21 protein-coding genes are annotated in these 25,983 nt (G+C 41.9%); 14 read left to right on the top strand and 7 right to left on the bottom strand.

Annotated features, from left to right (window positions below; genetic code table 11):
* Positions 1 to 20: 20 nt before the first annotated feature.
* The 4 genes from KME09_07645 to KME09_07630 all read left to right on the top strand — a co-directional run bounded on the left by KME09_07645 (position 21) and on the right by KME09_07630 (position 5,195).
* Positions 21 to 2,537, top strand: a complete 2,517-nt coding sequence (locus KME09_07645) for a mannose-1-phosphate guanyltransferase (GenBank protein ID MBW4533796.1) — start codon at positions 21 to 23, stop codon at positions 2,535 to 2,537.
* A 102-nt stretch (positions 2,538 to 2,639) separates the two neighbouring features.
* Complete coding sequence (locus KME09_07640) at positions 2,640 to 3,128, top strand: single-stranded DNA-binding protein (protein ID MBW4533795.1); 489 nt, start codon at positions 2,640 to 2,642, stop codon at positions 3,126 to 3,128.
* A gap of 123 nt (positions 3,129 to 3,251) precedes the next feature.
* Positions 3,252 to 3,668 (top strand): DUF2809 domain-containing protein, encoded by a 417-nt coding sequence (locus tag KME09_07635; protein ID MBW4533794.1) that lies wholly within the window; start codon positions 3,252 to 3,254, stop codon positions 3,666 to 3,668.
* Positions 3,669 to 4,091: 423 nt separating this feature from the next.
* Complete coding sequence (locus KME09_07630) at positions 4,092 to 5,195, top strand: PIN/TRAM domain-containing protein (GenBank protein MBW4533793.1); 1,104 nt, start codon at positions 4,092 to 4,094, stop codon at positions 5,193 to 5,195.
* Positions 5,196 to 5,246: 51 nt separating this feature from the next.
* Here the strand turns inward: KME09_07630 and KME09_07625 are convergent, their stop codons facing one another.
* From KME09_07625 to nuoH, 6 genes are all read right to left on the bottom strand, one after another.
* Positions 5,247 to 7,838 carry a M1 family metallopeptidase gene (locus tag KME09_07625; GenBank protein MBW4533792.1) on the bottom strand — a complete coding sequence of 864 codons (2,592 nt, stop codon included), beginning with the start codon at positions 7,836 to 7,838 and terminating at the stop codon, positions 5,247 to 5,249.
* 100 nt (positions 7,839 to 7,938) lie between these two features.
* Positions 7,939 to 8,799: a cyanophycinase gene (locus KME09_07620; protein ID MBW4533791.1), complete on the bottom strand. Its 861-nt coding sequence runs from the start codon at positions 8,797 to 8,799 to the stop codon at positions 7,939 to 7,941.
* A 596-nt stretch (positions 8,800 to 9,395) separates the two neighbouring features.
* Positions 9,396 to 9,701 carry an NADH-quinone oxidoreductase subunit NuoK gene (gene nuoK / locus KME09_07615; GenBank protein MBW4533790.1) on the bottom strand — a complete coding sequence of 102 codons (306 nt, stop codon included), beginning with the start codon at positions 9,699 to 9,701 and terminating at the stop codon, positions 9,396 to 9,398.
* Positions 9,702 to 9,746: 45 nt separating this feature from the next.
* Positions 9,747 to 10,361 carry an NADH-quinone oxidoreductase subunit J gene (locus tag KME09_07610; protein ID MBW4533789.1) on the bottom strand — a complete coding sequence of 205 codons (615 nt, stop codon included), beginning with the start codon at positions 10,359 to 10,361 and terminating at the stop codon, positions 9,747 to 9,749.
* A 110-nt stretch (positions 10,362 to 10,471) separates the two neighbouring features.
* Positions 10,472 to 11,089, bottom strand: coding sequence for an NAD(P)H-quinone oxidoreductase subunit I (gene ndhI / locus KME09_07605; protein ID MBW4533788.1), 618 nt, complete (start codon positions 11,087 to 11,089; stop codon positions 10,472 to 10,474).
* Positions 11,090 to 11,134: 45 nt separating this feature from the next.
* The gene (gene nuoH / locus KME09_07600; GenBank protein MBW4533787.1) at positions 11,135 to 12,253 is read right to left on the bottom strand and encodes an NADH-quinone oxidoreductase subunit NuoH; all 1,119 of its coding nucleotides are present in this window, start codon (positions 12,251 to 12,253) and stop codon (positions 11,135 to 11,137) included.
* Between the two features lie 798 nt (positions 12,254 to 13,051).
* Between nuoH and KME09_07595 the strand changes: the two genes are divergently transcribed.
* The 10 genes from KME09_07595 to mrdA all read left to right on the top strand — a co-directional run bounded on the left by KME09_07595 (position 13,052) and on the right by mrdA (position 24,584).
* Positions 13,052 to 13,510, top strand: coding sequence for a transposase (locus KME09_07595; protein MBW4533786.1), 459 nt, complete (start codon positions 13,052 to 13,054; stop codon positions 13,508 to 13,510).
* A gap of 41 nt (positions 13,511 to 13,551) precedes the next feature.
* A complete protein-coding gene (locus KME09_07590; GenBank protein MBW4533785.1) occupies positions 13,552 to 13,707 on the top strand; it encodes a hypothetical protein in 156 nt (51 codons plus the stop codon).
* 388 nt (positions 13,708 to 14,095) lie between these two features.
* On the top strand, positions 14,096 to 15,112 hold the full coding sequence (locus KME09_07585; protein ID MBW4533784.1) for a catalase family protein: 1,017 nt from the start codon (positions 14,096 to 14,098) through the stop codon (positions 15,110 to 15,112).
* Between the two features lie 406 nt (positions 15,113 to 15,518).
* Positions 15,519 to 16,145 (top strand): MOSC domain-containing protein, encoded by a 627-nt coding sequence (locus tag KME09_07580; protein ID MBW4533783.1) that lies wholly within the window; start codon positions 15,519 to 15,521, stop codon positions 16,143 to 16,145.
* 151 nt (positions 16,146 to 16,296) lie between these two features.
* Positions 16,297 to 16,443, top strand: coding sequence for a hypothetical protein (locus KME09_07575; protein ID MBW4533782.1), 147 nt, complete (start codon positions 16,297 to 16,299; stop codon positions 16,441 to 16,443).
* Entirely contained in the window at positions 16,391 to 16,879 is a 489-nt protein-coding gene (locus tag KME09_07570; GenBank protein MBW4533781.1) for an alpha/beta hydrolase, read from the top strand. Before KME09_07575 ends, KME09_07570 begins: the two co-directional genes overlap by 53 nt.
* Positions 16,880 to 17,257: 378 nt before the next feature.
* Positions 17,258 to 18,682, top strand: coding sequence for a carotenoid oxygenase family protein (locus tag KME09_07565; protein ID MBW4533780.1), 1,425 nt, complete (start codon positions 17,258 to 17,260; stop codon positions 18,680 to 18,682).
* 602 nt (positions 18,683 to 19,284) lie between these two features.
* The gene (gene thiO, locus KME09_07560) at positions 19,285 to 21,264 is read left to right on the top strand and encodes a glycine oxidase ThiO (protein ID MBW4533779.1); all 1,980 of its coding nucleotides are present in this window, start codon (positions 19,285 to 19,287) and stop codon (positions 21,262 to 21,264) included.
* A 286-nt stretch (positions 21,265 to 21,550) separates the two neighbouring features.
* The gene (gene corA, locus KME09_07555; GenBank protein MBW4533778.1) at positions 21,551 to 22,708 is read left to right on the top strand and encodes a magnesium/cobalt transporter CorA; all 1,158 of its coding nucleotides are present in this window, start codon (positions 21,551 to 21,553) and stop codon (positions 22,706 to 22,708) included.
* A gap of 82 nt (positions 22,709 to 22,790) precedes the next feature.
* Positions 22,791 to 24,584, top strand: a complete 1,794-nt coding sequence (gene mrdA / locus KME09_07550; GenBank protein MBW4533777.1) for a penicillin-binding protein 2 — start codon at positions 22,791 to 22,793, stop codon at positions 24,582 to 24,584.
* 12 nt (positions 24,585 to 24,596) lie between these two features.
* Here the strand turns inward: mrdA and KME09_07545 are convergent, their stop codons facing one another.
* Positions 24,597 to 25,790, bottom strand: a complete 1,194-nt coding sequence (locus KME09_07545) for a transposase (GenBank protein MBW4533776.1) — start codon at positions 25,788 to 25,790, stop codon at positions 24,597 to 24,599.
* Positions 25,791 to 25,983 lie beyond the last annotated feature (193 nt).

The following is a 25,983-nucleotide window of genomic DNA, read 5'->3' as shown; positions in this document are numbered from 1 at the left end:
AATAATTCAAGGAGGTTTTAATGCGAGCAGTTCTTATGGCGGGTGGTTCAGGCACTAGATTACGTCCTTTGACCTGCGATCTTCCTAAACCGATGGTTCCCATACTCAATCGCCCCATCGCCGAACATATTATTAATTTATTAAAACGTCACAATATTATCGAGATTATTGCCACACTCTATTACTTACCCGACGTGATGCGGGATTATTTTCAAGATGGTAGTGAATTTGGGGTACAAATGACCTATGCCGTCGAGGAAGAACAGCCTTTGGGAACGGCAGGATGTGTTAAAAATATTCAGCCCTGGCTAGATGATACTTTTATTACCATTAGTGGGGATGCGATCTCCGACTTCAATTTACAAGAGGCGATCGCTTTCCACCGAGAAAAGAAATCAAAAGCTACTTTAATTTTGACCCGTGTACCTAACCCCGTCGATTTTGGGGTGGTAATTACAGATTCAGACGGTAGAATTAATCGCTTCCTGGAAAAACCTTCTTTGAGTGAAATTTTCTCAGATACGGTGAATACTGGCACCTATATCCTAGAGCCAGAAGTGTTAGATTATCTGCCAGAAAACGAAGAGTCTGACTTTTCTAATGATTTATTCCCTATTCTCTTGGAACAGGGAGAAGCAATGTATGGCTATGTTGCCGAAGGTTACTGGTGTGATATAGGTCATCTAGAGGCTTATCGTGAAGCTCAATATGACGCACTGGAGCAAAAAGTTAAACTAGATTTTCCCTACCTTGAAAAGTCTCCTGGCGTTTGGCTTGGCAGCAATACTTATATCGATCCTAGCGCTATGATTGAATCTCCCGTAATGATTGGCGATAATTGTCGGATTGGAGCGCGGGTTAAAATAGAGGCAGGAACTGTCATTGGTGATAATGTAACCATTGGTTCTGATGCTAATCTCAAACGACCAATTATTTGGAATGGTGCTACCGTTGGCGATGAAGCTCATTTGCGTGCCTGCACCATCTCTCGCGGTACTAGAATGGATCGGCGATCGCAAGCTTTGGAAGGTTCGGTAATCGGCAGCCTATCTATTGTCGGTGAAGAAGCTCAAATTGCTCCAGGGGTTAGGGTGTGGCCCAGTAAAAGAATCGAGTCTGGGGCGATTCTCAATATTAATTTAATTTGGGGTAATACTGCCCAACGTAACCTTTTTGGACAAAGAGGAGTAACGGGACTAGCCAACATTGACATCACGCCTGAATTTGTCGTTAAGCTAGGTGCTGCTTATGGTTCTACTTTAAAATTAGGTTCAACGGTAATTGTTTCCCGCGATCAGCGTAGTGTCTCACGGATGGTTGGTCGAGCGATCATTTCTGGATTGATGTCGACAGGAATTAATGTGCAGAATCTAGAAGCTACCGCTATTCCGATTGCCCGTACGATGATGACCACGATGATTGATGTAATAGGCGGAATTCATATTCGTTTGGAACCCAATCGAGCTGATTATTTACTGATTGAATTTTTTGATCGACAGGGCATCAGTATTTCTAAGTCCCAAGAGAAGAAGATTGAAGGAGCCTATTTTAAAGAGGATATCCGTCGAGTCTCAGTGCAAGAAATCGGCAGCGTTAGTTATCCTAGCGGAATTCTTGATACCTATAGTCGTGCTTTTGCCAGGTATATTAATATTGCCGCCGTTCGTAGTAGTAGTTCTAAAATTGTGATCGACTATGTATACGCAGTGGCAGGAGCTATTTTACCTCAGTTATTAGCCAAATTTGGCTGTGATGCAGTGGTGCTAAATGCTAGTTTGCAAGAGACATCTATTTCAACCACTCAAAGAGAAGTGTTACTCGATCAGTTGGGGCAAGTAGTAGAAGCTTTAAGAGCAAATTTTGGCGCTCAAGTATCTGCTAATGGAGAGCAGCTGATTTTAGTAGACGAGGCTGGATTGCCAATTCGCGGAGAAACTTTAACCGCCTTGATGGTCAACACTATTTTTACCGCTAATCCCCGCAGTACAGTAGTCGTTCCCGTCAATGCTTCAAGTGCTGTAGAAGAAATTGCCCGTCGTCATGATGGGATGGTGATTCGGACTAAAGTTAATCCCACTGCCTTAATGGAGGCATCTAGAGATAATCCCCATGTGGTGTTAGGTGGTAGTAGCGAGATGGGCTTTATCTTTCCCGAACTTCATCCTGGTTTTGATGCCATGTTTGGTATTGCGAAACTGATTGAAATGCTGACTATTCAAGAGCGATCGCTAGCTGATATTCGTCAGGATCTACCTAATGTCTACCATAAATCCTGCTCGGTTCGCTGTCCTTGGAAAGTCAAAGGCTCTTTGATGCGCTACTTGCTAGAAACTCACCCGAAAGAAAATCTTGAGTTGATTGATGGGGTAAAAATAATTAATCCGCACAATGACAACTGGGTTTTAATCTTACCTGATGCAGGAGAACCCCTGGTACATATCTATGCTAATAGTGGCGATCGCTGTTGGGTCGATGTACAACTGTTAGAATATCGCCAGCGAGTCCAAAATTTTATCGATCGCGAACAAAATTATTAAAAACTGCCGTTACCATTACGGAGAGATCAAAGTCAGAGTAATAAATAGTACAATTGTTCACATAGTTTCGAGTAATTTAGATATTTAAGGAGTAGCAAACCCATGAATAGCTGTATTTTGATGGCACAGATCATCAGCGATCCCGAACTACGCTCTACTCAAGATCAAGTGAGCGTATCTACTATGATGGTTGAGTTTGAATCTACCAAAGAGGGAGAAGACCCTGGTAAAGTGCAGGTAGAAGGGTGGGGCAAGCTAGCTGAAGAGATTAAAAGCACCTACAACGCAGGAGATCGGGTTATTATTGAAGGTCGCTTATCAATGAATCTGTTTGAGATGCCAGAAGGATATAAAGAAAAGCGGGCTAAATTAGTTGCCTCGCGCATCTATCCTCTAGGTTCAGTTAGTGCTGGGGTCTCTAGTTATACGGTTGAACCGCATCAAGTTCAACAACCAGACAACGTAGTTGATTTTGCCCCGACTCCTAAACCACAGGCTGCACCAGCCTATGTCGCCCCCGAACCTGCACCGACTCCTGAACCTGCTCCTGTAAGTGGTGGTAATGAAGATTGGGATGAAATTCCTTTTTAAAGACAATAGTTCAATGTAGTTAAATTAATTGATAATCACCAGTTATTTGCTAACTTTAAGGCGGTGTAAGTAGTTACAGATTAGGCTAGATGAACTGTTAAATTTTTCAATCTTTAAGAGTTAATGGTTCAAAAATTATTAGGCAAACGAGTTCTAATTCTACTTGCACTGCTACTGATTATCCCGTTGGGCATTTTTTCTAAAGTTTATGCAGGCATCGGACAAGAATGGATTCAAGATTATTCAGGTGATGTCTTGTATGAGATTTTTTGGTGTTTATTAATCTTTTGGTTTGCTCCTGTCAGCAAAAAGTCAACCAAGTTAGGTCAAATTGCTCTGTGGGTATTTGCTGTAACCTGCATCATTGAGGTTAGCCAGATCTGGTTTTATTTAGTTCCAGTCAGTATACGTTCTTCATTTATTTGGCGCATGTTGCTGGGTGCTGGCTTTGATTGGTGGGATTTTCCCCATTATGCTTTGGGTGCATTAATTGGCTGGAAGATAATTGCACAAATTGCTCAGACTACTAGATTTAAATAGATATTAGCAATTTGCTACTCAAGCACGAATACCAATTCTCTATAACAATGCACTAAATTAAATTTAACCCCTTTGCGTCTTTGCGACTTTGCGCGAGATTTAAACTGAAAATATTAAATGCAACCTCAAGAAGAAATGGTATAACTTAAATCTTGATAGCACATATCCATAGTCATTCAGCAATTTTTTTAGCTCAAACAAAGATTAATTGGCAAAGATTAACTTAGGTAATTTTTTGCGTAAAACTGTTTAATTTTATGGCAAAAATGTATTCTTAATCTTCTCAGGCTGAAATTTTGGCTCATCATAATTAGACTAATTGCCAGAGTAATATTAAGAACTCCCGTTATTTTTCACACAATCCTTGAGAATTTACTAAAGTAAAGGAAGAATATATTCATATCATTTTATTCAACTAAAACAATGGTTGATGCCATCATAATTATCATTTGCATTATTGCAGCGGTAAACATCGGATTCGATGGGTTACAGTTGCTACCGAAAGATATCTTGGAAGGGGTATCTAATATCGAAGCTTTGCGCTTTGTAATTGCGGGATTCGCTGCCATTATCGGTTTGGGGGTGGGGGTTGTAGTACAAACTACCTATCGTCGCTTAGAAAATCAGATCCGTAACACTAAGATTGAAATTATTATTACCAGAGCGATCGGTCTGGTGATGGGTTTGTTAGTAGCTAATTTGACTTTAGCACCAGTCTTTTTGCTGCCGATTCCCCAAGAGTTGAGCTTTTTTAAACCAGCTTTTGCCGTACTTGGTAGCGTCATGTTTTCCTATTTGGGGATTAGTCTGGCGGATACTCATGGGCGAACTTTCTTACGCCTAATTAATCCTAATAGTATTGAGTCGATGTTGGTGGCAGAAGGCACGCTAGAAGCAATGCCTACTAAAATTTTGGATACTAGCTGTATTATTGACGGTAGAGTGGAAGAACTGCTGAAAACAGGCTTTCTTGAAGGGCAAGTATTGATCCCTCAGTTTGTCCTGCAAGAATTACAGAATCTAGCCGATGCCAGCAATTCTCAGAAGCGGATTCGTGGTAGGAGAGGTCTAGATATTCTCAATCAGATGCAGGAAAACTATCCCGATCGCATTGTGATTAACAAGGCAGATTATGAAGATATTGATACTGTTGATGCGAAGTTGGTGAATTTGGCACAGGAAATAAGCGGGACTCTATTAACCAATGACTACAACTTAAGTAAAGTAGCAAACCTGCAAAAAGTTCAGATTTTAAATATTAATGATTTAGCTCGTGCGCTTCGTCCTGTTTATCTTCCAGGCGATTATTTAGAGTTGAAAATACTTAAGCAGGGTAAAGAACCAGAGCAGGGTATTGGCTATTTAGAAGACGGTACGATGGTGGTGGTGGAAGAAGGTAGCGACAGCGTTGGTGGAGAATTACAGGTAGTAGTCACATCTTCTCTGCAAACCTCCGCAGGACGGATGATTTTTGCCAAACCCCAGTCTGAGTCTGAATCGGAAAGCTATTCTAACGTAGTCAGTTAAGCTACAGATTACCTCAAAGTATCAACTGAAAAGTAATCTGTAACTCTGTAACTATTCCCCCGTTTTAGCTGACACTTCTAACTTAGCCAGTCTACTGGTTAAGTCTTGATTTGCCTGTTTGAGCTGATCTAGTTCGGTGCGCAATTCCTTAACTGCTTGCTCTGCACCCAGGTTTTTTTGCACTTTAGCTACGGCTTCTTCTGCACTGCGACGCACTCTACCATCGGCAGTTTGAGCAGCCAAATCGTTAAGTAGAGGAATTGCCTGGGCAGTTTGCATCTGTCCTAATGCTCCTACAACCGCCACCTGAGTTAAGAAGAAAGACTCCCCAGCGATCGCTTCTAACTGTTCGAGGATCTCCCCTAGTTTTTCAGAAGTTTGACCAGTAGAAATAGTGCCTAAACAGCGGATTGAGGTCAGTCTTAAAGCCTGTGGTGTGACTGGCTTGGTATATTCAATCATAATATCTACCGCCTCAGCAGCAGTTTTCATTTTACTTAAGCCAGAAATCGCGCCACTACGGACAACTTCATTCCACCCTGCACGCTCTAGGAGAATTTTTTTGAGTAAAGCGATCGCCTCTGGTTGTTTAGCTTTAAGATTACCTGAGACCATAGATCCCAAACTTCGAGCAGCAGCAGCTTCGGTATAGTAGCTGGAATCTCCTTGCTCAAGACAGTTGGCGATAGTTTCATAGCTAAGATCGGTTTTGAAGTTACTCAACGCCGTAATTACCGCTAGTCGTACTCTCGCATCTTCATCTTTCAAGCCAGTTTTTAAAGCATCAAACGCCTGATTGAGCTTAATTTTGCCTAGTTTTTTCGCCACTTCAACCCTTACTCCCCAAAAAGAGTCATCAGTTAAGGATTGAGCCAAAGCTTTAATTGCTTCCAAACCACCTTTTTTTGCCAGTGCAGCAGCAGCATAAATGCGCGAGACAGGATCGCGATCGTGTTTTAACTGCTGTTTGAGTTCCGCTACTGGATATTGCAGCACCACCGTTTTGAGAAAATTATTATTAACATCAAAACTAACAAAATCGGGCTTCTTCTCTAGGGGAAAGTAAAAACTTTGTTCTGGCTGATGGATACGCACAGAAACAGTTTTCAATTCTGGCGATGAAGACTCTGAGGAAATATAGCCAAATGCTACAGGAATCTTCAAATCGAATAGCTCTTTGCTTTCACTATCTTTTTTGGCTTGCTTTTGGGTAATAGTAAGTTTAGCCAGTTTACTCTCGACCTCCCAAGAATATTCCACCTTATAATCAGGGTGACCACCACGGAAGACATATTGATCGAATAAGAACATGAGGTTGTAACCCGTCGCTCGCTCGATCGCTCGTAATAAATCCACCGTTTCTACTGTCTTATGCGCATTATCCTGAACAAAAGTTTGAATTGCCCGATCGAATAGTCGATCTCCTAAAATGGCTCGAATCATATGATAGACACAAGCACCCTTTTCATAAAGATGGCGATCGTACAGTTCGATCGCTTCTCGATATACATTAGTCACAATCGGACGACGATAACGAGTACTATCTTCATTAATATAGGTGCGAGCCTCATTTAACAGGTAATAAGCTGCATCATCCTTGCCATATTCTGCTTCTGTCCAAAACACCTCTGCATAAGAAGCCATTCCCTCTTTAATCCAGGCGTGAGACCAGTGTTTAATTACAACTAAATCCCCAAACCATTGATGAGCTAGTTCGTGCAGGACTAAACTTTCAGTACGCATATTGTCTTTGGCTGCTCGTTCATCCAGCAAACAGCGATCTGTTAACAGGGTAGTGGAGGTATTCTCCATCCCGCCAAAAATAAAGTCATCAACGCAGACTTGAGCGTACTTAGGATAGGGATAATCGTAACCATATTTCTGGGATAAAAACTCCACCATGCGAGGAGTCTTCCCCATACTGCGTTTAGCGTCCGCTTCTCTTCCCTGTTCAACGTAATAGTTAACGGGTTTTCCGCGCCACTCATCTTTGATTTCGGCAAAGTCTCCTACTGCTAAAGTCATGAGATAGGTGGGGTGTACCTGCTGCTGCAACCAATGATAAACCACGCCTTCACTTACTAATTCAGTCTTTAGCAACTCTCCATTAGAAATTGCCCTAAAACCTGTGGGTACTTGGACTCTAATTTCAGAAGTAGCCAGTTGACCAGGATAATCAAAGCAAGGAAACCAAAAGCGTGAGTCTTCATCTTCTCCCTGCGTCCATACTTGAGTTGGTTTATCAGGATAATCTGCTGTGGGTTGAATAAAATAAAGTCCACGTTGAGGATGATCTACCGAGTAGGCAATTTCTACCTTAATTGCTTCAGTGGTGGTAGCCTGCTGTAAATAAATCTCAATTTTTTCGCCATCATAATCAAACTGTTGACTAACACTATCAACCAAAACAGATTCAATTTCTAGATCCACTGCATCCATCGTCAAAAGATTAATCGGCGATCGCACGGGAATAATTGTCGTCGTACAGGTGCCTCGAAAACTCTGATTAGGGATGTCTAAAATCAAATCGAGAAAAATATGCTCTACCTGTCCAGGGCGATCTGGATTGTAGTGAGGTTTTGCCCCTGGAAGCTCAAAAGATTTGCGTTCAGTTGATTCGTCATCAAAATAGAGATGAGACATAGATTAATTCAATAATTGCAATGTACCGTTATTGATTAGGGTATCTAATCCAGCAAAATTTAACCGCCAAAAACTAATGTCTCTATGTCTGTATTGCTCATTAATCGTGTCTTGCAGGCATGGAAACCCGTTGCTGAAGATCAAAATAATAACCATCAGGTAAGATATGCAGTTTTGCCCCACAAATAGCTAAAGCTTCATCATGTAAAGTCTCATCAACGTTAGTGTGAGAGATATTTGCCAGATCGATAATAGTTACTCCACCTTCACCAATTACTTCTAGGCGATCGCCATTGACTATAATCGCTGTATTCTCATCAATCCCAATTCCTAAAACCGCAGGTTGTTGCACTAAAGCTGATACCAACCTCCCTAATCTTCCTCGTTGCGCAAAGTGCTGATCGATTGCTACTTGGTGTATAAAACCCATTCCAGGTTCTAAAGTTACAGTTTCTAATCGCGGATGTGTTTCGGCTTCTCCTTCAACAATCATAATTTCTGACATCATGGCTGCACCAGCACTCGTACCAGCAATTATTAATCCACTCTTGAGTCTTTCATGTAATATGCGATCGATTTCAGTATCTTTGAGTAAATCAGTGATCCGAGATTGATCTCCTCCCGAAAAAAATACTCCAGTCGCTTGTTCAATTATTTCCAGGTTTCTCGAATCACTAGCATCTTCTCTTCTTTCTGTATCGATAATATCTACCTGTTCTACTTCAAATCTTTCAAAGATATTTCTATACATTGCTCCCACCTCTCCTGGCAAGCTAGTAGCAGCAGTCATAATCGCAATTTTGGCACGTCTACCGCCAGAGCGACGAATGAACTCGCGTAAGATCGTACATTCATTTTCCTTATCTTCTGCACCGCCAATGATGATTAACTCTCCATGTTTCTGAGGTATGGAAACTGAATTTACCTCTGAATCATCTTTTTTTGCTTGAATTGCAACCATGACTTTTGAACAATTGTCTAAATCTTGAACTATATTTAATAAATCATATTTATTACCTTACATTAATATTACTTTAGATATATTTTTAGTATCTAAAAACAAAGGTTTATCAATTACTATTGCTTTAAACCTAATTAGAATACTTTTGACCATGATCCCTATACTATTAATTGATACCTACTAAATAACTTACAGCGAATTTCAGTTGGATAGAACCCATTACCCATTACCCATTACCCATTACCCATTACCTATTACTTCGATAAATTAATGTGTCTACTCAATCGAAAACTGCTGTAACGCCGTCATAAAAATCAGCAACATCTGCACAACGTTAATTTAAAATAAATTTTTAGTCATGATTGTTTTCTGTTACAGAAAATTTGCTCTCGACTAAATTATCTTCCAATAGTCGCAAATGAGAGTTTTGATAGGCAACAACAGAGATCGCTTCTCGCTTTCTAATTAAAGCAAAAAATTAGCCGAGGATAAACTCGGCTTTGATCATTGCTATTGCTCTTAATTGACTAAAAAAAGCCTTTAGCTTATGCGCGATTACTTAAGTAAATAGCTTATAGCTAGGGCAAAGCCCTTGACTACCATTTCAGTAAATTAAACTGCTCCATATCAATAGTGTTACGGTTACGGTAAATAGCCAGCACAATTGCCAAACCAACTGCTGCTTCGGCTGCTGCTACGGTAATTACAAATACGGTAAATACCTGACCTTTAATATTTTCTGGATCTAAATAATTAGAAAATCCTGCTAAATTGAGATTAACCGCATTAAGCATCAACTCAATCGACATTAAAACTCGTACTGCATTACGGCTAGTAATTAGACCATAGATGCCGATACAGAATAGTGCTGCTGCTAGCAACAAAAAGTATTCTAACTGCACTGTGTTTATCTCTCCTTATTTACTGAATAATTAATCAGACTAAATCTATTGTTGATCGCGATCGCTACTTAAGGTAGCTAACTCCCGAGGACGCTCAGGTAAAGTTAGTTTGGTGCTGATACTATCGTCAGTAACTAAAAATTCAGGAATTAAATCACGACGTGCCAAGATAATTGCGCCTACCATCGCCATTAAAAGCAATACGGAAGCCAGTTCAAACGGCAAGAGGTAATCGCTAAAGAAATGCTCACCCAAAGCCACAATTGTATTTTCTACGGGGGTAGAAGTAGTATCTAGTGACCAAGGTGTTGCTAAAACCATTGTTCCAAGTAGGGCAAATAATCCGAAGCAGACTACCGCAGTTGCCGCTCTACGGAGCGTACGTCCAGGAAGTTCAACATAATCTTCTTGCTTATTTACCAACATAATCGCAAACAAAATTAGTACGTTAACCGCACCGACATAAACCAAAATCTGAGCTGCTGCCACAAAATCGGCGTTGAGTAGAATGTATAAACCAGCAATACTGATAAACACTCCCGCCAACAAAAAAGCAGAATGGACAATTTTAGGGAGTAGAACAACCCCCAAGGCTGTTCCAATCATCATTAACCCCAAAATACCCAAAGAAACTATCTGTACTCCTTCCGCTAAATTCACTCTTTTCTCCTCTTGCTAAATTACTTAATCGATAAAATTGAGGACAAATTAAGAAACACAAGGGCAAAGCAAACAAGTTAACAAGTTACCGATCCCTCATGCTTCATTCTTTATCCTTCCTTTACAGCTTCTTCTTTGGGTTTAGCAGCTTCAATCTCTTGTAAGATTTCCTCTGGACGTTTTCCTGCACGTTGCACTCCTTTGGCTAAACCATGAGGTTCAACCTCGCCTTTAGGTAGGTAAGCAAACTCTTTAAGCGGTGTCACCATCGGATCTTGAGTCACTTTGTAGGGTAAGCGTCCTAACGCCACGCTATCGTAGTTAAGCTCATGACGATCGTAGGAAGCTAGTTCGTATTCTTCAGTCATGGAAAGACAGTTAGTGGGACAATATTCGACGCAGTTGCCACAGAAGATACAAACCCCAAAGTCAATACTGTAATGCTTCAGCTTTTTCTTTTTAGCTACCTTGTCAAATTCCCAATCAACTACGGGTAAGTTAATCGGACAGACGCGAACGCAAACTTCACAGGAGATACACTTATCAAATTCGTAGTGAATTCTACCGCGATAGCGTTCAGAAGGAACTAGTTTTTCGTAGGGATACTGGACTGTGACAGGACGACGAGACATGTGATCGAAGGTGACGGAAAGACCTTGACCAATGTATTTAGCAGCTTGCCAACTCTCTTGGGCATAGTCCTGCACTTGTTTGAGGATATTAAACATGATATTTGCTGTGCTTTGTTTTAAGTTAAATACTTTTTGCGCTAATTAGCCACCGAAAGCTACGGGAAAAGATAGTTTTAAGGCAGCAGTAATCAATAAGTTAGCTAGAGAAACTGGTAAGAGAAATTTCCAGCCTAAGTCTAGTAATTGGTCGATCCGCACACGGGGAACAGTCCAACGTAATAAGATGGCGATAAATACGAGGAAATAAGCTTTTACCAGAGTCATAATGATGCCTAATGCAGCAGTCAATACTTGCAGCCAGGGAGTCGTATCAGCAACGCCAATCCAATCGGCTAAACGATCTAGAGGAATAAAGAATTCCCAACCACCTAAATAGAGAACAGCAAACACTAAAGCTGATAAAACTAAGTTCACATAAGAACCAAGATAGAACAAAGCAAACTTCATTCCTGAATACTCTGTTTGATAACCAGCAACTAATTCTTCTTCTGCTTCAGGTAAATCGAAGGGAAGGCGCTCACATTCAGCTAGGGCTGCAATCCAAAAGATAATAAAACCTACGGGTTGTCGCCAAATATTCCAACCTAAAATGCCATAGCCTGACTGTTGCTCGACAATATCTATTGTACTAAGACTATTAGACATCATGACGATCGCCAGTACTGATAATGCTAAGGGAATTTCATAGCTAATAGACTGGGCAGCGGCTCTCAATCCACCTAATAACGAGTATTTGTTATTAGAAGCATAACCCGACATCAATAGACCAATAGGAGCAATACTAGATAGAGAAATCCAGATAAAAATCCCCACGTTTAAATCTGTGACTACTAAGTTTTGTCCAAAAGGTACGATGAGAAAGGACATAAATACGGGAACTACCACTAAGACTGGGCCAATGGTAAACAACCATGAATCAGCTTTAGCGGGGATAACGTCTTCTTTAAAAACCAGTTTAATACCATCAGCAACAGGCTGTAATACGCCTAAAGGGCCCGCATATTCTGGGCCGATACGCTGTTGAGCAGCAGCAGAGATTTTTCGCTCTAGCCAAACTACTACCAAAACTCCCACGGTTGCACCAATAATCATCAATAACATTGGTAACGGTAGCCAAATTGCTTTAGCTAAACCGTGGGGAAGCCCAAAATCTTGGAGAGTTTGGACAAAACTTCCTTGTAAGTCGATTCCTGCATTCATATTTTGTATGTCGTATTGGATTAAGCTAATCTCAAACTATATATAGAGTTTAGACAATTTTTTTCTCCTTATCATTGCTAGTATATCGTTGTCCGTTGTTCGATAAATTTTGAATTAGTTATAAAAACCAATTAAGAGTCTGATGATAACTACATCTAAACAGAAAGCCTGGTCAAAAGCGATCGCCATGAGGACATCGAACTAGGTATATTTGATAGGCAATAAGTCATTCCTAAAACGATGATTTGCTTATCTGAGATTATTTTGCTCACCCAAAAATGCGATCGCTGTTAAAAAATTTTGCTCGTGAGTGAATCTGTCGGGAAAGGTTGTGCTGAAATTTTCAGCTTGTGGAGGCAAGCCGAAATAAATCGAGCGATTAGCGAGACAATTTAAGTCCAAGGTGAAAACCCACCAATCACCTAACTACTGTCGTCATGGCGATCGCAACTTTCAATGATCACTCATTTGTTGTTGAAACTGTTTCATCATCTTTTACCCTGTAAGCATTGCAGTTCTCGATCTTTCTTGTTTCATTGAATATCTTTGGAGGAGTAGTTAGCAAACCATGACTTTATTGATAGCGATCGCTTGAGCGCTCAGCTAGCAAATTTTATCTGAATTGCTACCTACGAAAGAGTTGGAATACACTTTAAACTTTTGTCAGCAAGCAAAACCGCCATAGTTTCCTCACAGAGTCCTCACAGTTCCCTACTACCGTCAAGGTAAAGGGATTCTAGTTCGAGAAGACTAACTTTAATTAGGTGACCCAGATCGCATACCCTCAGAGGTAATTTCATGGCACATAAATTAGAAACCCTTGCCAAACTCTACCTAGAAGGAGAGTCAGTCGAAATCTCAGACATAGCTCAACAAGAACTCTGTGACTGGCTCATGGGTGAGTTTCAACAGCTTCCAATTAATCCTATCTTCTCGGACTATATGCGCTACCGTAATGCTGCGGAAATGTGCGCGGATATTGCCCAAGAGCATCTCTGGGTGTCGGCTGATAGTTACGATAGTAAGATTTATCCGAATCCGTTTTATGGTTTTGCCTTTCTAGCAATTCACGACTATTTCCATTGTATAGCGGGTGCTGATTTTAGCCTTGAAGGAGAAATTATAGCTTACCAAACACTTGCCAATCGAGTACCCAGTTTAGAAATTCAAAAAATTCTCTACTCCGAAATTGTGCTGAAAGCATCGGCTCACATTTACTTGAGTCATGCACCCAAACCCAAACTAGTGTTTCCCTAAACGTTTACTTGTTACAAAACAACATATTGAGAGTAAAACCTATGGCTGCTACTACTACTCGGAATAATACTAAATTATTTGTCTACTCAACCCGAATTGATATTCCCACAGAAATCCGATCGCAAGTGAATACCCTATTAAATCAAAGTTTAGCAACGGCGATCGATTTGAAAACCCAAATCAAATATGCTCACTGAAATGTCAAAGGTCAAAACTTTTATCAACTACATCTGGTACACAGCTAGTTTCAATCATTCAGGATCTCTATATTAACAGGAGCAAACTCATAACACAACCTCTCTGGCTTTTTAGCACTCGTCTCACCATCATTGCCGATGCCACCACCACTGGAGGTCAATACGATCTAATTGAGGGTTATATCCCTCCAGGTACACAAACACCACTCCATCGCCACACGCGCTATTCCGAACAACTCTACACGCTGGAAGGGGAGTTCACGGTCTGGGCTGGTGCAGATTTAATTAAAGCCGCAGGTGGTGTTTCACAGCAAGAACAGAAAGCGATCGCCAATTAACAAGGAGAATGCCTCAGAGATTAAAACACTAATTCAGGAGAAAAAAAACAATGAGCCAATCTAATCTCTCCCCTGCTGACCAGGAAGCGGCGACCAATACCATTTTAGAAATCGATCTCAACGTTCAAGGCGAAAAAGGCCCAGACCTGCGAAAAGATCATCCTAAAAGTCACGGCTTAGTTTGGGGGGAATTCATTATTGAAGATAATTTGCCTGACTCGTTCAAGGTCGGCATCTTTACCCAGCCTAAAACTTATCCAATTTGGGTGCGTTTTTCTAACGCTTCCGATGCCGAAAAGCGGGGAAAACTCAAGTCGGATCTCGAACCCGATATTCGGGCTGTAGCGATCAAACTTCTGGAAGTAGAGGGTGAAAAAGTCATCGATGACGAGTTAGAAACTCAAGATTTTCTGCTCCTCAATCATCCCGTATTTTTGGTGCGCGATGCCCAAGGTTTTGCCACTCTGACGAAAGCCACCGTTGGCAAAGCAGATGAAGAAGAATTGCGATCGCTAGCACCTACTTTTGAAATCCTGCAAGCCATTAGCCGTAAAAAGGTGGCGAATCCGCTACTAATTCAATACTGGAGTACAACTCCCTATCAGTTGGGAGATCGAGCTATCAAGTATGCCATTAAACCGCATCAGCAAGAAGCTCCGACAGTAATTCCCGACGTTGAAAATTATCTGCGGGTAGCTGCAATCGATTATCTGTCGGTTAAGAATCAGGATGCCACCTTCGACTTCTTGGTGCAGCTTTATGTCGATGAGGAGAAAACTCCGAGCGAAAATCCGATGCAGGAATGGCAAGAGGAAGATTCACCATTTATCAAACTCGCCACCATCAAAATTCCCGCTCAGAAATTCGACTTCGACGAGCGGAAGCGTTTGGATGAGGGTTTGTCGTTCAATCCCTGGCATACCCTTCACGCACACGCACCTTTGGGTAGTGTCAATTTAGCTCGCAAGCATGTTTATCAGGAGATGGCAAAAGCACGACGGGGGTATATGCAGCAACGCAGCCAAGAGCCACAAGCCCACAGTTCAGTTGCGGACGATCCTCAATAGCGATCAAGTTTTGGAGCAATACACGATGAAAATCGACCAAAACAGGAGCAATAGACTCACATTTTAACGTTAGTGAACTTAGCAGCAACTTTTGACTGCTCACCGTCGTGAACGATCGGTGATTCTAGCTCTTAGCTCTTAGCTTTTTTAATCGGCTTAGAATACGCAATTAGACTAATCTTGAGCCTTGCAAATTGATTGAAGCTAAAAGCGCAGCGCTTCGCGCAGATCGTCGTCTTACGACGACTGGGACGCGGTAGCGTCCGCAGCTAATGGCTAAAAGCTATCGAGAAGTTGTCCTAGAAGGACAAGGCTTTAAACCCCAAGCGATGGTAACAAAACGGTATCGAGATCGTCCCTCCACCATCTAAATAGTAATAATGTCATCCAAGACTTGGAGCCAAATATGCAACTCATCTCTGTCAATGTAGGACTTCCACGCAAAGTGATCTGGAAAGGGAGAACAGTTAGTACTGGAATATTTAAAGAGTCAGTCAGTGAAAGGGTGATGGTGCGATCGCTCAATTTAGATGGCGAAGAACAAGCCGATCTCACTGTTCATGGAGGGATAGATAAAGCAGTCTATGTCTATCCGTTCGAGCATTACGATTACTGGCGAAGTGAATTGCCTGAGATGGATCTGTCGCTCGGTATCTTTGGTGAAAATTTTACAACCACTGGGCTGAAAGAGGAGGACGTGAACATTGGCGATCGCTTTCGGATTGGCAATTTAACCTTGATGGTGACGCAACCGCGACTGCCCTGCTACAAACTGGGAATTCGGTTTGGACGACCCGATATGGTGAATCGATTTTTGGCGAGTCGTAGAACTGGGTTTTACTTCCGTGTTTTGCAAGAGGGCGAAGTGGTCGTTGGAGACACTCTGGAGTTGGTGAGCCGAGATAATCAGCACATCACGGTTGCAGATATCACTCAACTTTATGTGCGTAAGGAAGACAATCCAGATTTACTTCACCGTGCTGCTCAACTTGAAGCCTTGCCCCAAAGTTGGCGCGACTATTTCCAGCGATAACTTGTCTTCCCTTTTTTAATTTACAAGGAGTAAGCTAATAACCACATTTCATACAGTCTCAATTGATGGTTTAGATATCTTCTACCGAGAAGCTGGCTCCCGTGATAATCCGACGATTCTGTTATTACACGGCTTCCCAACTTCATCTCACATGTTCCGTAATCTAATGCCTGCGCTTGCCGACTACTTCCATCTCGTTGCTCCCGATTATCCTGGCTATGGCAATAGTTCAATGCCAACTGTGAATGAGTTTGACTACACGTTCGATCACCTGGCTGAGGCAGGAGCGTTCTCCTGAGAATGCCGACAAGCTTAGATACATTTTTGGACTGGACGCAACCAAGTGGCAATATACCAAAGGCGTTCGCAATCTCGAAGCAATTAGCCCTGATAACTGGAATATAGACCAACCCTTACTCGATCGCCCTGGAAATAATGAGATTCAACTGGCGCTGTTTTATAGCTATGGCACGAATCCAACGTTATATCCGCAATGGCAGGAGTATTTCCGTAAACATCAACCCCCCACCCTAATTGTTTGGGGTCAGAACGACTACATTTTCCCTGCCGAAGGTGCTTATCCCTACAAGCGCGACCTAAAAAACATTGAGTTTCATTTACTCGATACGGGACATTTTGCTTTGGAAGAAGATGGGGAGGCGATCACCACTCATATCCGTAACTTTATGACCACTCACGTTGGGGAACGGACGAGATCGCAGCCGTCTGAATGAATTGCGCTAACCTGACGATCGCTCGTTCCGAAGCTAATCCATGTAAGACTTGATGGAGATTCTGGAGGCAATCGGTGGGTTAATTTGGTAGGCAACAAGCTATTCTTGAAACGATTATTTGTTTGTCTGAAGTTATTTTGCTCATCCAAAAGCGCGATCGCTTTCTGCTGAATTTATATTTTGCATGTTGTATTAAATATTGAAGTTGGATTAAGCTAATCTAAAACTATAGCTAGAGTTTAGACAATTTTTTACTTCTTATCATTGCTAATATCTCGTTGTCCGCTGTTCCATAACGAAGTGTATGCTAAAGCACTAGCTTCGCGTCGTCCTTTAGGATAAATTTTGAATTAGTTATAAAAACCAATTAAGAGTCTGATGATAACTAAATCTAAACAGAAAGCCTGGTCAAAAGCGATCGCCCAACCCGCTACAGAATTTGATTTAACACCGCTATCAATTATCTCTGGTGCAATACCCTCGGATTTGCGTGGCTCACTCTACCGTAATGGCCCTGGTAGGCTGTCTAGAGGAGCAAAACGGGCAGGACATTGGTTTGACGGTGATGGTGCTATTTTGGGCATTCATTTTACGGATACAGGGGCAACTGGGGTTTACCGTTACGTACAAACTCAGGGCTATACAGACGAACAATCAGCAGATGCCTTTATCTATCCCAACTACGGGATGACGGCTGCGGGGGCGTTTTGGAATAATTGGCTCAAACCGATTAAAAACGCAGCTAATACTTCGGTTTTAGCTTTACCCGACCGTCTACTAGCTCTTTGGGAAGGAGGTCAGCCTCATGCTTTAGATTTAAACACTTTAGCAACTATTGGTCTCGATCAGCTATCTGCGTTAACAGACAAGCAACCTTTTTCCGCCCATCCTAAAGTTGACCCCGTGACAGGCAATATTTTTAATTTCGGTGTAGTTGGTGGTGTAAACGGCACCCTTAATCTTTATCGCTGCGATCCTACAGGTAGGCTTGAGCAACAAAATTCCTACACTCTTACGGGGTTGCCTCTGATTCATGACTTTTGCTTTGCAGGGCAATATTTAATCTTTTTGGTTTCTCCAGTACGAGTGAGTCTTCCTGCTGTGATGTTGGGACAAAAAAGTTATAGTGATTCCCTGGAATGGAAACCAGAATTAGGTACAGAAATTTTAATCTTCGATCGCGATGATCTATCTTTAGTCAGTCGTGGTCAAACCGATCCTTGGTTTCAATGGCATTTTGTCAATGGTTACGTAGATCGAGACGGTAAGATTGTGACTGAATTTACCCGCTATGAAGATTTTGCTACCAATCAGTACCTGAAAGAAATCGCTTCTGGCTATAGCGAAACTAGCGCACCAGGGACTTTGTGGTCACTAGTTATCGAGCCACAAACAGCACAAGTAATCAGTAACCAGCAAATATTAGCTACCTGTGATGAATTTCCTTTAGTCTCTCCTGCCAAAGTTGGTCAGAATTGGCGTTATACCTACTTAAATATACATCGGGATGGGGTAACTCATGGGTCAGAATTATTTAATGCGATCGCCTGCTTCGATCGAGAAACTGGTAAAATGGCGATCGCCGACCTAGGTGAAAACTGCTATCCTAGCGAACCGATTTTAGTCCCCAGCCAGAATAATCCCGAACAGGGTTGGTTATTAACTGTGGTTTACGATGGCAATACCGATAGTAGTGAAGTCAGAATTTATCAAAGCGATCGATTGTCAGAACCGCCTATTTGTCGTTTGGCATTACCTAGTGTCATTCCTCCTAGTTTTCATGGCACTTGGAAGAGTAGTTAACTTTCTCCTAAGAAACAACATCTAGAACCACGCTTCTGTACGGGCGCAATCGCACCAATGAGAGTTCGGTCTTGACTGTCAGGCGACCACCATTAATATTAAGGGGTTTTCTCCTCTGTGACTGATGTTGTTTCTTTTATTCATCACGAGCCACGATTGCTCGTGAAACGCTTCTGTCAAATTGATTTTTTTATGCTGGTTATGACTTCTGGAAGATTTAAACTCTATTGTGCCAATTGAATACCTGTAATAATACGGAGAAAAATTTCCTGAAATTATACCACCATAATAGGCATAGGGTGTACGGAGATTACTAAAGTTGTGTCTAATGATTTATTTTTGCTGTTCAATCGTTTGTTTACGGTTGTTTTACTGGTAGCGCTATTGTTTGCCTGCCAAGAAATGCCAGAAGGCAGAAGGGTTGAGCAAATTCAATTAAAGTATCAAGGCAAATGATCTAAAACCAATTTCAACCTAAAAGTTACTTGGCTATTCTCATTTAACAATTGATGTCTAAAGTTATACTTGCTTTGCTATAAATTAAGTTTTTTTATCCAGGATTATTTTCACGCTAGAGTAATGAAGATAATGGCTTAAGGAATATGAAAGCAGCAAGAGATATTCTAATTATAGGTGGTGGTGTAGTTGGTTTAGCGATCGCCATCGAGTTAAAACGTCAGGGTGCAAAAGTCACCGTAGTTAGCAAAGATTTTACTCAAGCAGCATCCCACGCCGCAGCAGGAATGTTAGCACCATTAGCAGAAAAACTTGCTTCTGCACCAATGTTAGATTTGTGTCTGCGATCGCGTTGGCTTTATCCTGAATGGACGCAAAAGCTGGAAGAATTGACGGGGATCGAGACTGGCTATTTACCATGCGGAATTCTTGCCCCTACCTACAGTGCGCCTCAAGCGATCGCCGCAGACGATCGTGCAGCATGGTTAGATCGAGCAGCAATTAAACTCTATGAACCAGGATTAAGCGATCGCGTCGCTGGTGGTTGGTGGTATCCCGAAGATGGACAGGTGGATAATCGCTCTTTAATGCGATCGCTATTGCAGGCTGCTCAAACATTAGGCATAGAGTTAAAAGAAGGAGTTAGCGTCAAGGCTATTCAACAAAAGCAGGGTCGAGTTGACGGCGTATTAACCGATGTTGGACAGCTAACAGCCCAGCAGTATGTTTTGGCGGCTGGCTCATGGTCGAGTCAGTTAATGCCTTTGCCTGTGCGTCCAGTAAAAGGGCAAATGCTAGCGCTGAAGATGCCCCAAAAGCTACACCAGCCTTTTCCTCTACAGCGGATTTTATATGGCGAGGGGGTCTATCTAGTTCCGCGCCAAGACGGTAGGCTAATAGTTGGCGCAACAGTAGAAGAAGTAGACTGGACACCGTTTAATACACCTCAAGGTATTCAAAGCTTATTGGCGAAAACGACAGAACTATACCCCGCAGCAGCAGACTGGCAAATTGAAGAATTTTGGTGGGGTTTTCGTCCTGGAACACCTGATGAACTGCCTATACTAGGTCGTAGTGCCTGTGATAACTTATTCCTGGCTACAGGGCATTATCGCAATGGAATTCTGCTAGCACCGATTACTGCTTCGCTGATGGCAGATTTAATTTTAGAACAGAAGTCCGATCCTTTATTAGCTGAATTTAGCTATCAACGTTTTCATCAACCTGCAAATATGACCCTAAGCAACCCCAGACTACCCCTACAGATTGAATCTACTCCTCAAGCTCCCTTATCTGCTGCTACAACTGCTTTATTAGACGATCGCACTATCGAAGACGATCGACCCCTAATCATCGCTGGACGCACCTTTAACTCCCGTCTGATGACAGGTACAGGGAAGTATCCCAGTATGGAGGTAATGCAAGCAAGCGTAGCAGCCAGTGGATGTGAAATTATTACTGTTGCCGTACGCAGAGTGCAAACCAAAGCACCAGGACACGAAGGATTAGCCGAGGCGATCGACTGGAGCAAAATCTGGATGTTACCCAATACCGCAGGTTGTAAAACTGCCGAGGAAGCCGTTAGAGTAGCTCGTTTGGGTAGAGAAATGGCAAAGCTGCTAGGACAGGAAGAGAACAACTTTATTAAGTTAGAGGTGATTCCTGATGCCAAATATCTTTTACCAGACCCGATTGGGACGCTACAGGCAGCAGAACAGCTTGTTAAAGAAGGTTTTGCCGTGTTACCTTATATCAATGCCGATCCGTTACTAGCAAAGCGCTTAGAGGAGGCAGGATGCGCCACCGTTATGCCCTTGGGTTCGCCCATTGGTTCGGGACAGGGAATTAATAATGCTGCTAATATTGCCATTATTATTGAAGAAGCAAATGTCCCCGTAGTAGTAGATGCAGGTATCGGTACTCCTAGTGAGGCAGCTTTAGCGATGGAGATGGGTGCAGACGCACTGCTGGTTAATAGCGCGATCGCCTTGGCACAAAATCCTGTAGCTATGGGACAGGCAATGGGTTTAGCTGCGGTTGCGGGAAGACTCGCTTATCTATCGGGGAGAATCCCTGTTAAGCAATATGCTACGGCTAGTTCTCCTTTAACTGGGACGATTAATTGATTGTCTGCCTCACCGTGACTCGATCTAAGTCACAGTCACATACAATTTACTAGCGTATAATTGGTGTAACAGTTAATACAATTATTATTTTTTTACAAAAATAGCGTATATTCTGTTACAATTCTTATCGGGTCAAGAGATTTTGAGAGTTGTCTCGTTGGGGAACGCACAACTAAAGATTTTTCCAGACTTAAACAACAACAATTTTAATTAGCCAGCGATCGCGATCGCTGGTATTTTTTTTGGGTCATAATTAGTCTAGTAATATTAGGACTTGCATCATCTTATGAGTTATGAACAGCAATTAGATTCAAACAAAGCCGTATTGTCCGCCGAAGAAGAGGAAGATTTATTTGACTATTCCTATGAACAGCCAGGAAGTATTCCAGGGACGCTCAATATTGAAGATGATGCCGAAATTACAAATATAGTGTTGATTGACTATAATCGCGATCGCGCTCAGCAGACAATTAACCTAACTCCTGAAGCCTGTGCAGAACACATGACTACGGAATCAGTTTCTTGGGTGGATGTTAAGGGTTTGGGTAGCGAAAAGATCTTGCAGAGGTTGGGAACAGTGTTTGGCTTACACCCTTTGGTATTAGAAGATATCGTCAATGTTCCTCAAAGACCAAAAGTAGAAGATTACCCACAGCAGCTGGTGATTATTACGCAAATGGTAGTGCCTAAGCCATCGGGAACAGGCTTTTCTTTAGAACAGGTAAGTTTAGTCGTTGGTCAAAATTATCTTTTGACGGTACAAGAAGATTCCGACAAAGACTGTTTTCGACCAGTACGCCGACGGATTAAGTTTAACAAGGGTTCAATTAGAAACATGGGCGCAGATTATTTAGCCTATGCCCTATGGGATGCGATTATTGATGGTTTTTTTCCGATCCTAGAAATCTATGGCGAAAAGATTGAAAATCTGGAAGATGAAGTGATTTTTAATCCTAGTAATCAAAGTTTGGCAAAAGTATATCAAATCAAAAGGGAATTACTAGCGCTGCGACGAGCGATTTGGCCCCAACGCAATGCTTTGAACACCTTAATTAGAGATGGTAGTACTGTAATCAACCCAGAAATCTTAGTCTTTTTGCGCGACTGCTATGACCATGCAGTCCAAATTATTGACATTATCGAAACCTATCGCGAACTTGCTTCTAGTTTGACAGACATTTATCTTTCGGCAATTAGCAACAAAATGAACGAGGTAATGAAGCTGTTAACGGTGATTTCTAGTATTTTTATTCCCTTAACTTTTATCGCAGGAATCTATGGAATGAACTTTAATCCCGACATTTCTCCGTTTAATATGCCCGAACTTGAGTGGTATTGGGGTTATGTTTTTTGTTGGGCAATCATGCTGGCTACAGCGGGAGGTTTAATTTATTTCTTTTGGCGCAGAGGCTGGTTTGAAAACTTTTCCAGCACTCTTAAGTAGATGACTCAGTTATCTTGGTGATCTGAATCATTGTCAGAAAGGGAACAATAAAAATAGATCTATTAACGACTGCTCAATAATTATGGGTTCTATTGTAAAAAATAAATTTCAAAATTATCAAGATTCCCCTTCAGGAAAATATCGCGATCGCCTATTTGGTACTCAACTTCAGATCATTCCCATAATGACAGTTCTGAGTATCATTTTTTTTGGGGGTATTGGCTGGCGCTTAAGTTATCTACAGTTACAGCAAGGAGCAATCAACCAGCAAAAAGCTGAGGACAATCGGACTCGTATTGTTCCCAAACAACCTGTCAGGGGTAATATTACAGATCGCCACGGCAAAATGTTAGCGACTAGTAAACAGTCCTATTCCGCATATCTCTGGCCCAAAGCGCAAAAAGAGCAAAATTGGGTCACAAATCGGCAAATTATCGCCCGAATCCTCAAAATAAACCCAAAAGAACTTCAACAAACAGTAGAAGCAGCAGGATACAACTATCCCAGCCTCATCCCTATTGGTCGTAACTTAACTCCAGAGCAAGTAACCGCCTTTGAAGAATATAAGCCGATGCTCAAGTGGGTAGAAACAGATATTGATAAAGTCCGCTTTTATCCTCAAGGTAAACTGGCAGCGCATATTTTAGGCTATACAGGAGAGCTAAACCAAGAAGAGCTAAACGAGAGAAAGTCGCGGGGCTATCGTTTGGGAGATGTCATGGGTAAGATGGGCGTAGAATCTAGTTATGAAGCTCAACTAAGAGGACAATGGGGTGGATTGAAACTAGGAGTAAATGGCTCTGGACAGGTAATTAGCTGGTTAGGGGAAAAGCCAGCCGAATCAGGAGAAAATCTGACTTTAACCATTGATGCCAAAGTTCAAAAAGCTGCGGAAACAGCATTAGGCACAAAAAAGGGTGCAATAGTTGCTCTAGATCCCCATAGTGGTGCTGTCATCGCGATGGCGAGCTATCCTAGTTTTGACCCCAATATCTTTTCCAGTAACGTTACTCCAGAAGTCTGGCAAGAATTACAGTCTCAAGGAAATCCTTTTCTGAATATGGCTTTACGGGCTTTTCCTCCCGCCTCTACCTTCAAAATTGTGACCGCTACTGCGGGGATGGAAAGCGGGAAATTCGCTCCTAATACTATATTGGGGACTTATCCCTATTTATCTGTGGGTGGTACGAGATTTGGAGAATGGAATAAAAGTGGTTTTGGCCCCTTGGGCTTTGTACAAGCTCTTGCTTGGAGTAGTAATACTTTCTTTGGTCAAATTGGCCAGGGTGCTGGTGGCGAAACCCTAATTAAATATGCCAAGCTGTATGGCTTTGGTCAACCAACGGGAATTGAGCTAGACGGAGAAACAAAAGGCTTAATTGCCGATGATGCCTGGAAACGGCTTAATTTTGATGACTGGGGTTGGACTGTAGGGGATACGGTAAATATGTCTATTGGTCAAGGTTTTACCACCGCCACACCGTTACAGATCGCGGTCATGTTTAGTGCGATCGCCAATGATGGTTATCGAGTACAGCCTCATTTAGTCCAAACGGCAAAACCGCCTGAAAAGGTTAATCTCAATTTCAAACCCACCACTATTGACACCATCAGCAAAGGACTTAGGGCCGTAGTGGACAGTGGTACTGGAACTAAACTCAACTCCCCGACTATTCCTCCAGGAGCAGGCAAGAGTGGAACAGCGGAAGCTCCTCCAGGAGACTCTCATACTTGGTTTGGCGCTTATGCCCCTTATGAAAAGCCAGAAGTTGTCGTCGTCGCTTTCCTCGAACATTCTGGTGGTGGGGGTGGTTCTTTGGCTGCACCTTTGGTTAGGCAGGTTATGGAAGCTTATTTTGACATCCTCCCTCAATAAATTGAGAGATTCCTAGAACAAACTAAGTTGCTCAAAAGATGGTACTCGTTTCACAGACGATTGCTCAAAGCAAGCTAAGAGTCTAACATCATCTCCACGAAGACTGTGTCCCAGCCCAAGTATTTTCATTCCTTCTGTGCGAATATTACGGCTAGCGTTGTCGTCTCTTTTGTGATGAGTGGAACATTGACTACAAGTCCACTCCCTATCTTTTAGTTCTAATTCTTTATGAATATGACCGCAATTACTACACGTTTTGCTAGAAGGGAAAAATCTATCTATCTCTACTAAAACACCACCTTTTTGTTCTAGTTTATAGCTGAGAAAATTTAGGAACATCCCCCACCCAGACTGAGCAATAGCCTTGCTTAATTTACGGTTTTTGACCATTCCTTTGATATTCAAATTCTCAACTACAACGACTTGGCTTTCGTCGGTTATAGTTCTAGATAATTTGTGCAAGAAATCTTGGCGAGCATTACTTAGACGCTCATGAACCCTAGCCACTAAAAGCCTCGCTCTGTTATGTCTGTTACTCCCTTTTTCCCTGCGGGATAATTTTTTTTGTTGATATCTTAGATTGCGTTCGTGTTTTTTGAGCCACTTAGGGTGTTTGAGCGAGTAGGTATCCGTTCCGTTATGACAGGTTACGTAATCTTTTAGTCCCAAGTCAATCCCTGTAATAACGCCATCAGTCGATTGCTCTACTTCAGAGTTTCCTAAATCTAACCCAATCGCAGCATAGTATTTGCCTGAAGGAGTAACACTAATCGTTACAGTTTTGATTATTCCTTCGATTACTTGAGTGAATTTAGCTTCAATTAGACCAACTTTAGGAACTTTAAGTTGATTACCTAGTATTTTGACATTTTGAGGAAAGCTAATTGATTGATTGTTCTTTTTAGCTTTGAATCTTGGTTTCTTGGCTCTACCCTCAAACCAATTTTTCATTGCTTGCTCTAAATGCTTGGTCGTAGCCTGAAGAACTTGAGAATAGCAATCAGACAGCCAAGGCAATTCCTTTTTTAGACTAGGAAGCAAAGCATTGAGTTCAGTACGCTTTAACCATCTTCCCTGTTCAGAACGATGCTTGTACTGTAATCCTAATGCTTTATTCCACCAAAATCTGCTACAGCCAAATTGTTGAGCTAGTAGTTGTTTTTGTTCCTTGGTTGGATATAGTCTTACTTTCGCTGCTCCTCTCATATGCGAAGCGGTATCTCCAACTATGCGACTTGTCCTAAAGGATACTGCTCCGCATATGCCGCTTAGTTCGGTAGACAAGTCCTTTAGGATGAGATAATTATATCATTGTCACCGACAATCAAATAATACTTGATGAAAACTAAATATAACAAAGCTTATAGAGCAGTTACGCAAATATGTAGACGGGCAAGCA

The sequence above is a fragment of the Pleurocapsa minor HA4230-MV1 genome (assembly GCA_019359095.1).
Classification (GTDB): domain Bacteria; phylum Cyanobacteriota; class Cyanobacteriia; order Cyanobacteriales; family Xenococcaceae; genus Waterburya; species Waterburya minor.
The sequence above is the reverse complement of the archived record's forward strand: the minus strand, read 5'-3'. Positions and strand labels throughout refer to the sequence as shown.

Coding starts and splice junctions, on each gene's coding strand:
- KME09_07640 (MBW4533795.1), top strand. CDS start 2,640: ATGAATAGCTGTATTTTGATGGCACAGATCATCAGCGATCCCGAACTA.
- KME09_07620 (MBW4533791.1), bottom strand. CDS start 8,799: ATGGTTGCAATTCAAGCAAAAAAAGATGATTCAGAGGTAAATTCAGTT.
- KME09_07575 (MBW4533782.1), top strand. CDS start 16,297: ATGTTCCGTAATCTAATGCCTGCGCTTGCCGACTACTTCCATCTCGTT.
- corA (MBW4533778.1), top strand. CDS start 21,551: ATGAGTTATGAACAGCAATTAGATTCAAACAAAGCCGTATTGTCCGCC.
- nuoH (MBW4533787.1), bottom strand. CDS start 12,253: ATGAATGCAGGAATCGACTTACAAGGAAGTTTTGTCCAAACTCTCCAA.
- KME09_07585 (MBW4533784.1), top strand. CDS start 14,096: ATGAGCCAATCTAATCTCTCCCCTGCTGACCAGGAAGCGGCGACCAAT.
- KME09_07545 (MBW4533776.1), bottom strand. CDS start 25,790: ATGAGAGGAGCAGCGAAAGTAAGACTATATCCAACCAAGGAACAAAAA.
- KME09_07625 (MBW4533792.1), bottom strand. CDS start 7,838: ATGTCTCATCTCTATTTTGATGACGAATCAACTGAACGCAAATCTTTT.
- KME09_07595 (MBW4533786.1), top strand. CDS start 13,052: ATGGCACATAAATTAGAAACCCTTGCCAAACTCTACCTAGAAGGAGAG.
- KME09_07635 (MBW4533794.1), top strand. CDS start 3,252: ATGGTTCAAAAATTATTAGGCAAACGAGTTCTAATTCTACTTGCACTG.
- KME09_07630 (MBW4533793.1), top strand. CDS start 4,092: ATGGTTGATGCCATCATAATTATCATTTGCATTATTGCAGCGGTAAAC.
- KME09_07565 (MBW4533780.1), top strand. CDS start 17,258: ATGATAACTAAATCTAAACAGAAAGCCTGGTCAAAAGCGATCGCCCAA.
- KME09_07580 (MBW4533783.1), top strand. CDS start 15,519: ATGCAACTCATCTCTGTCAATGTAGGACTTCCACGCAAAGTGATCTGG.
- thiO (MBW4533779.1), top strand. CDS start 19,285: ATGAAAGCAGCAAGAGATATTCTAATTATAGGTGGTGGTGTAGTTGGT.
- mrdA (MBW4533777.1), top strand. CDS start 22,791: ATGGGTTCTATTGTAAAAAATAAATTTCAAAATTATCAAGATTCCCCT.
- KME09_07590 (MBW4533785.1), top strand. CDS start 13,552: ATGGCTGCTACTACTACTCGGAATAATACTAAATTATTTGTCTACTCA.
- ndhI (MBW4533788.1), bottom strand. CDS start 11,089: ATGTTTAATATCCTCAAACAAGTGCAGGACTATGCCCAAGAGAGTTGG.
- KME09_07645 (MBW4533796.1), top strand. CDS start 21: ATGCGAGCAGTTCTTATGGCGGGTGGTTCAGGCACTAGATTACGTCCT.
- KME09_07570 (MBW4533781.1), top strand. CDS start 16,391: ATGAGTTTGACTACACGTTCGATCACCTGGCTGAGGCAGGAGCGTTCT.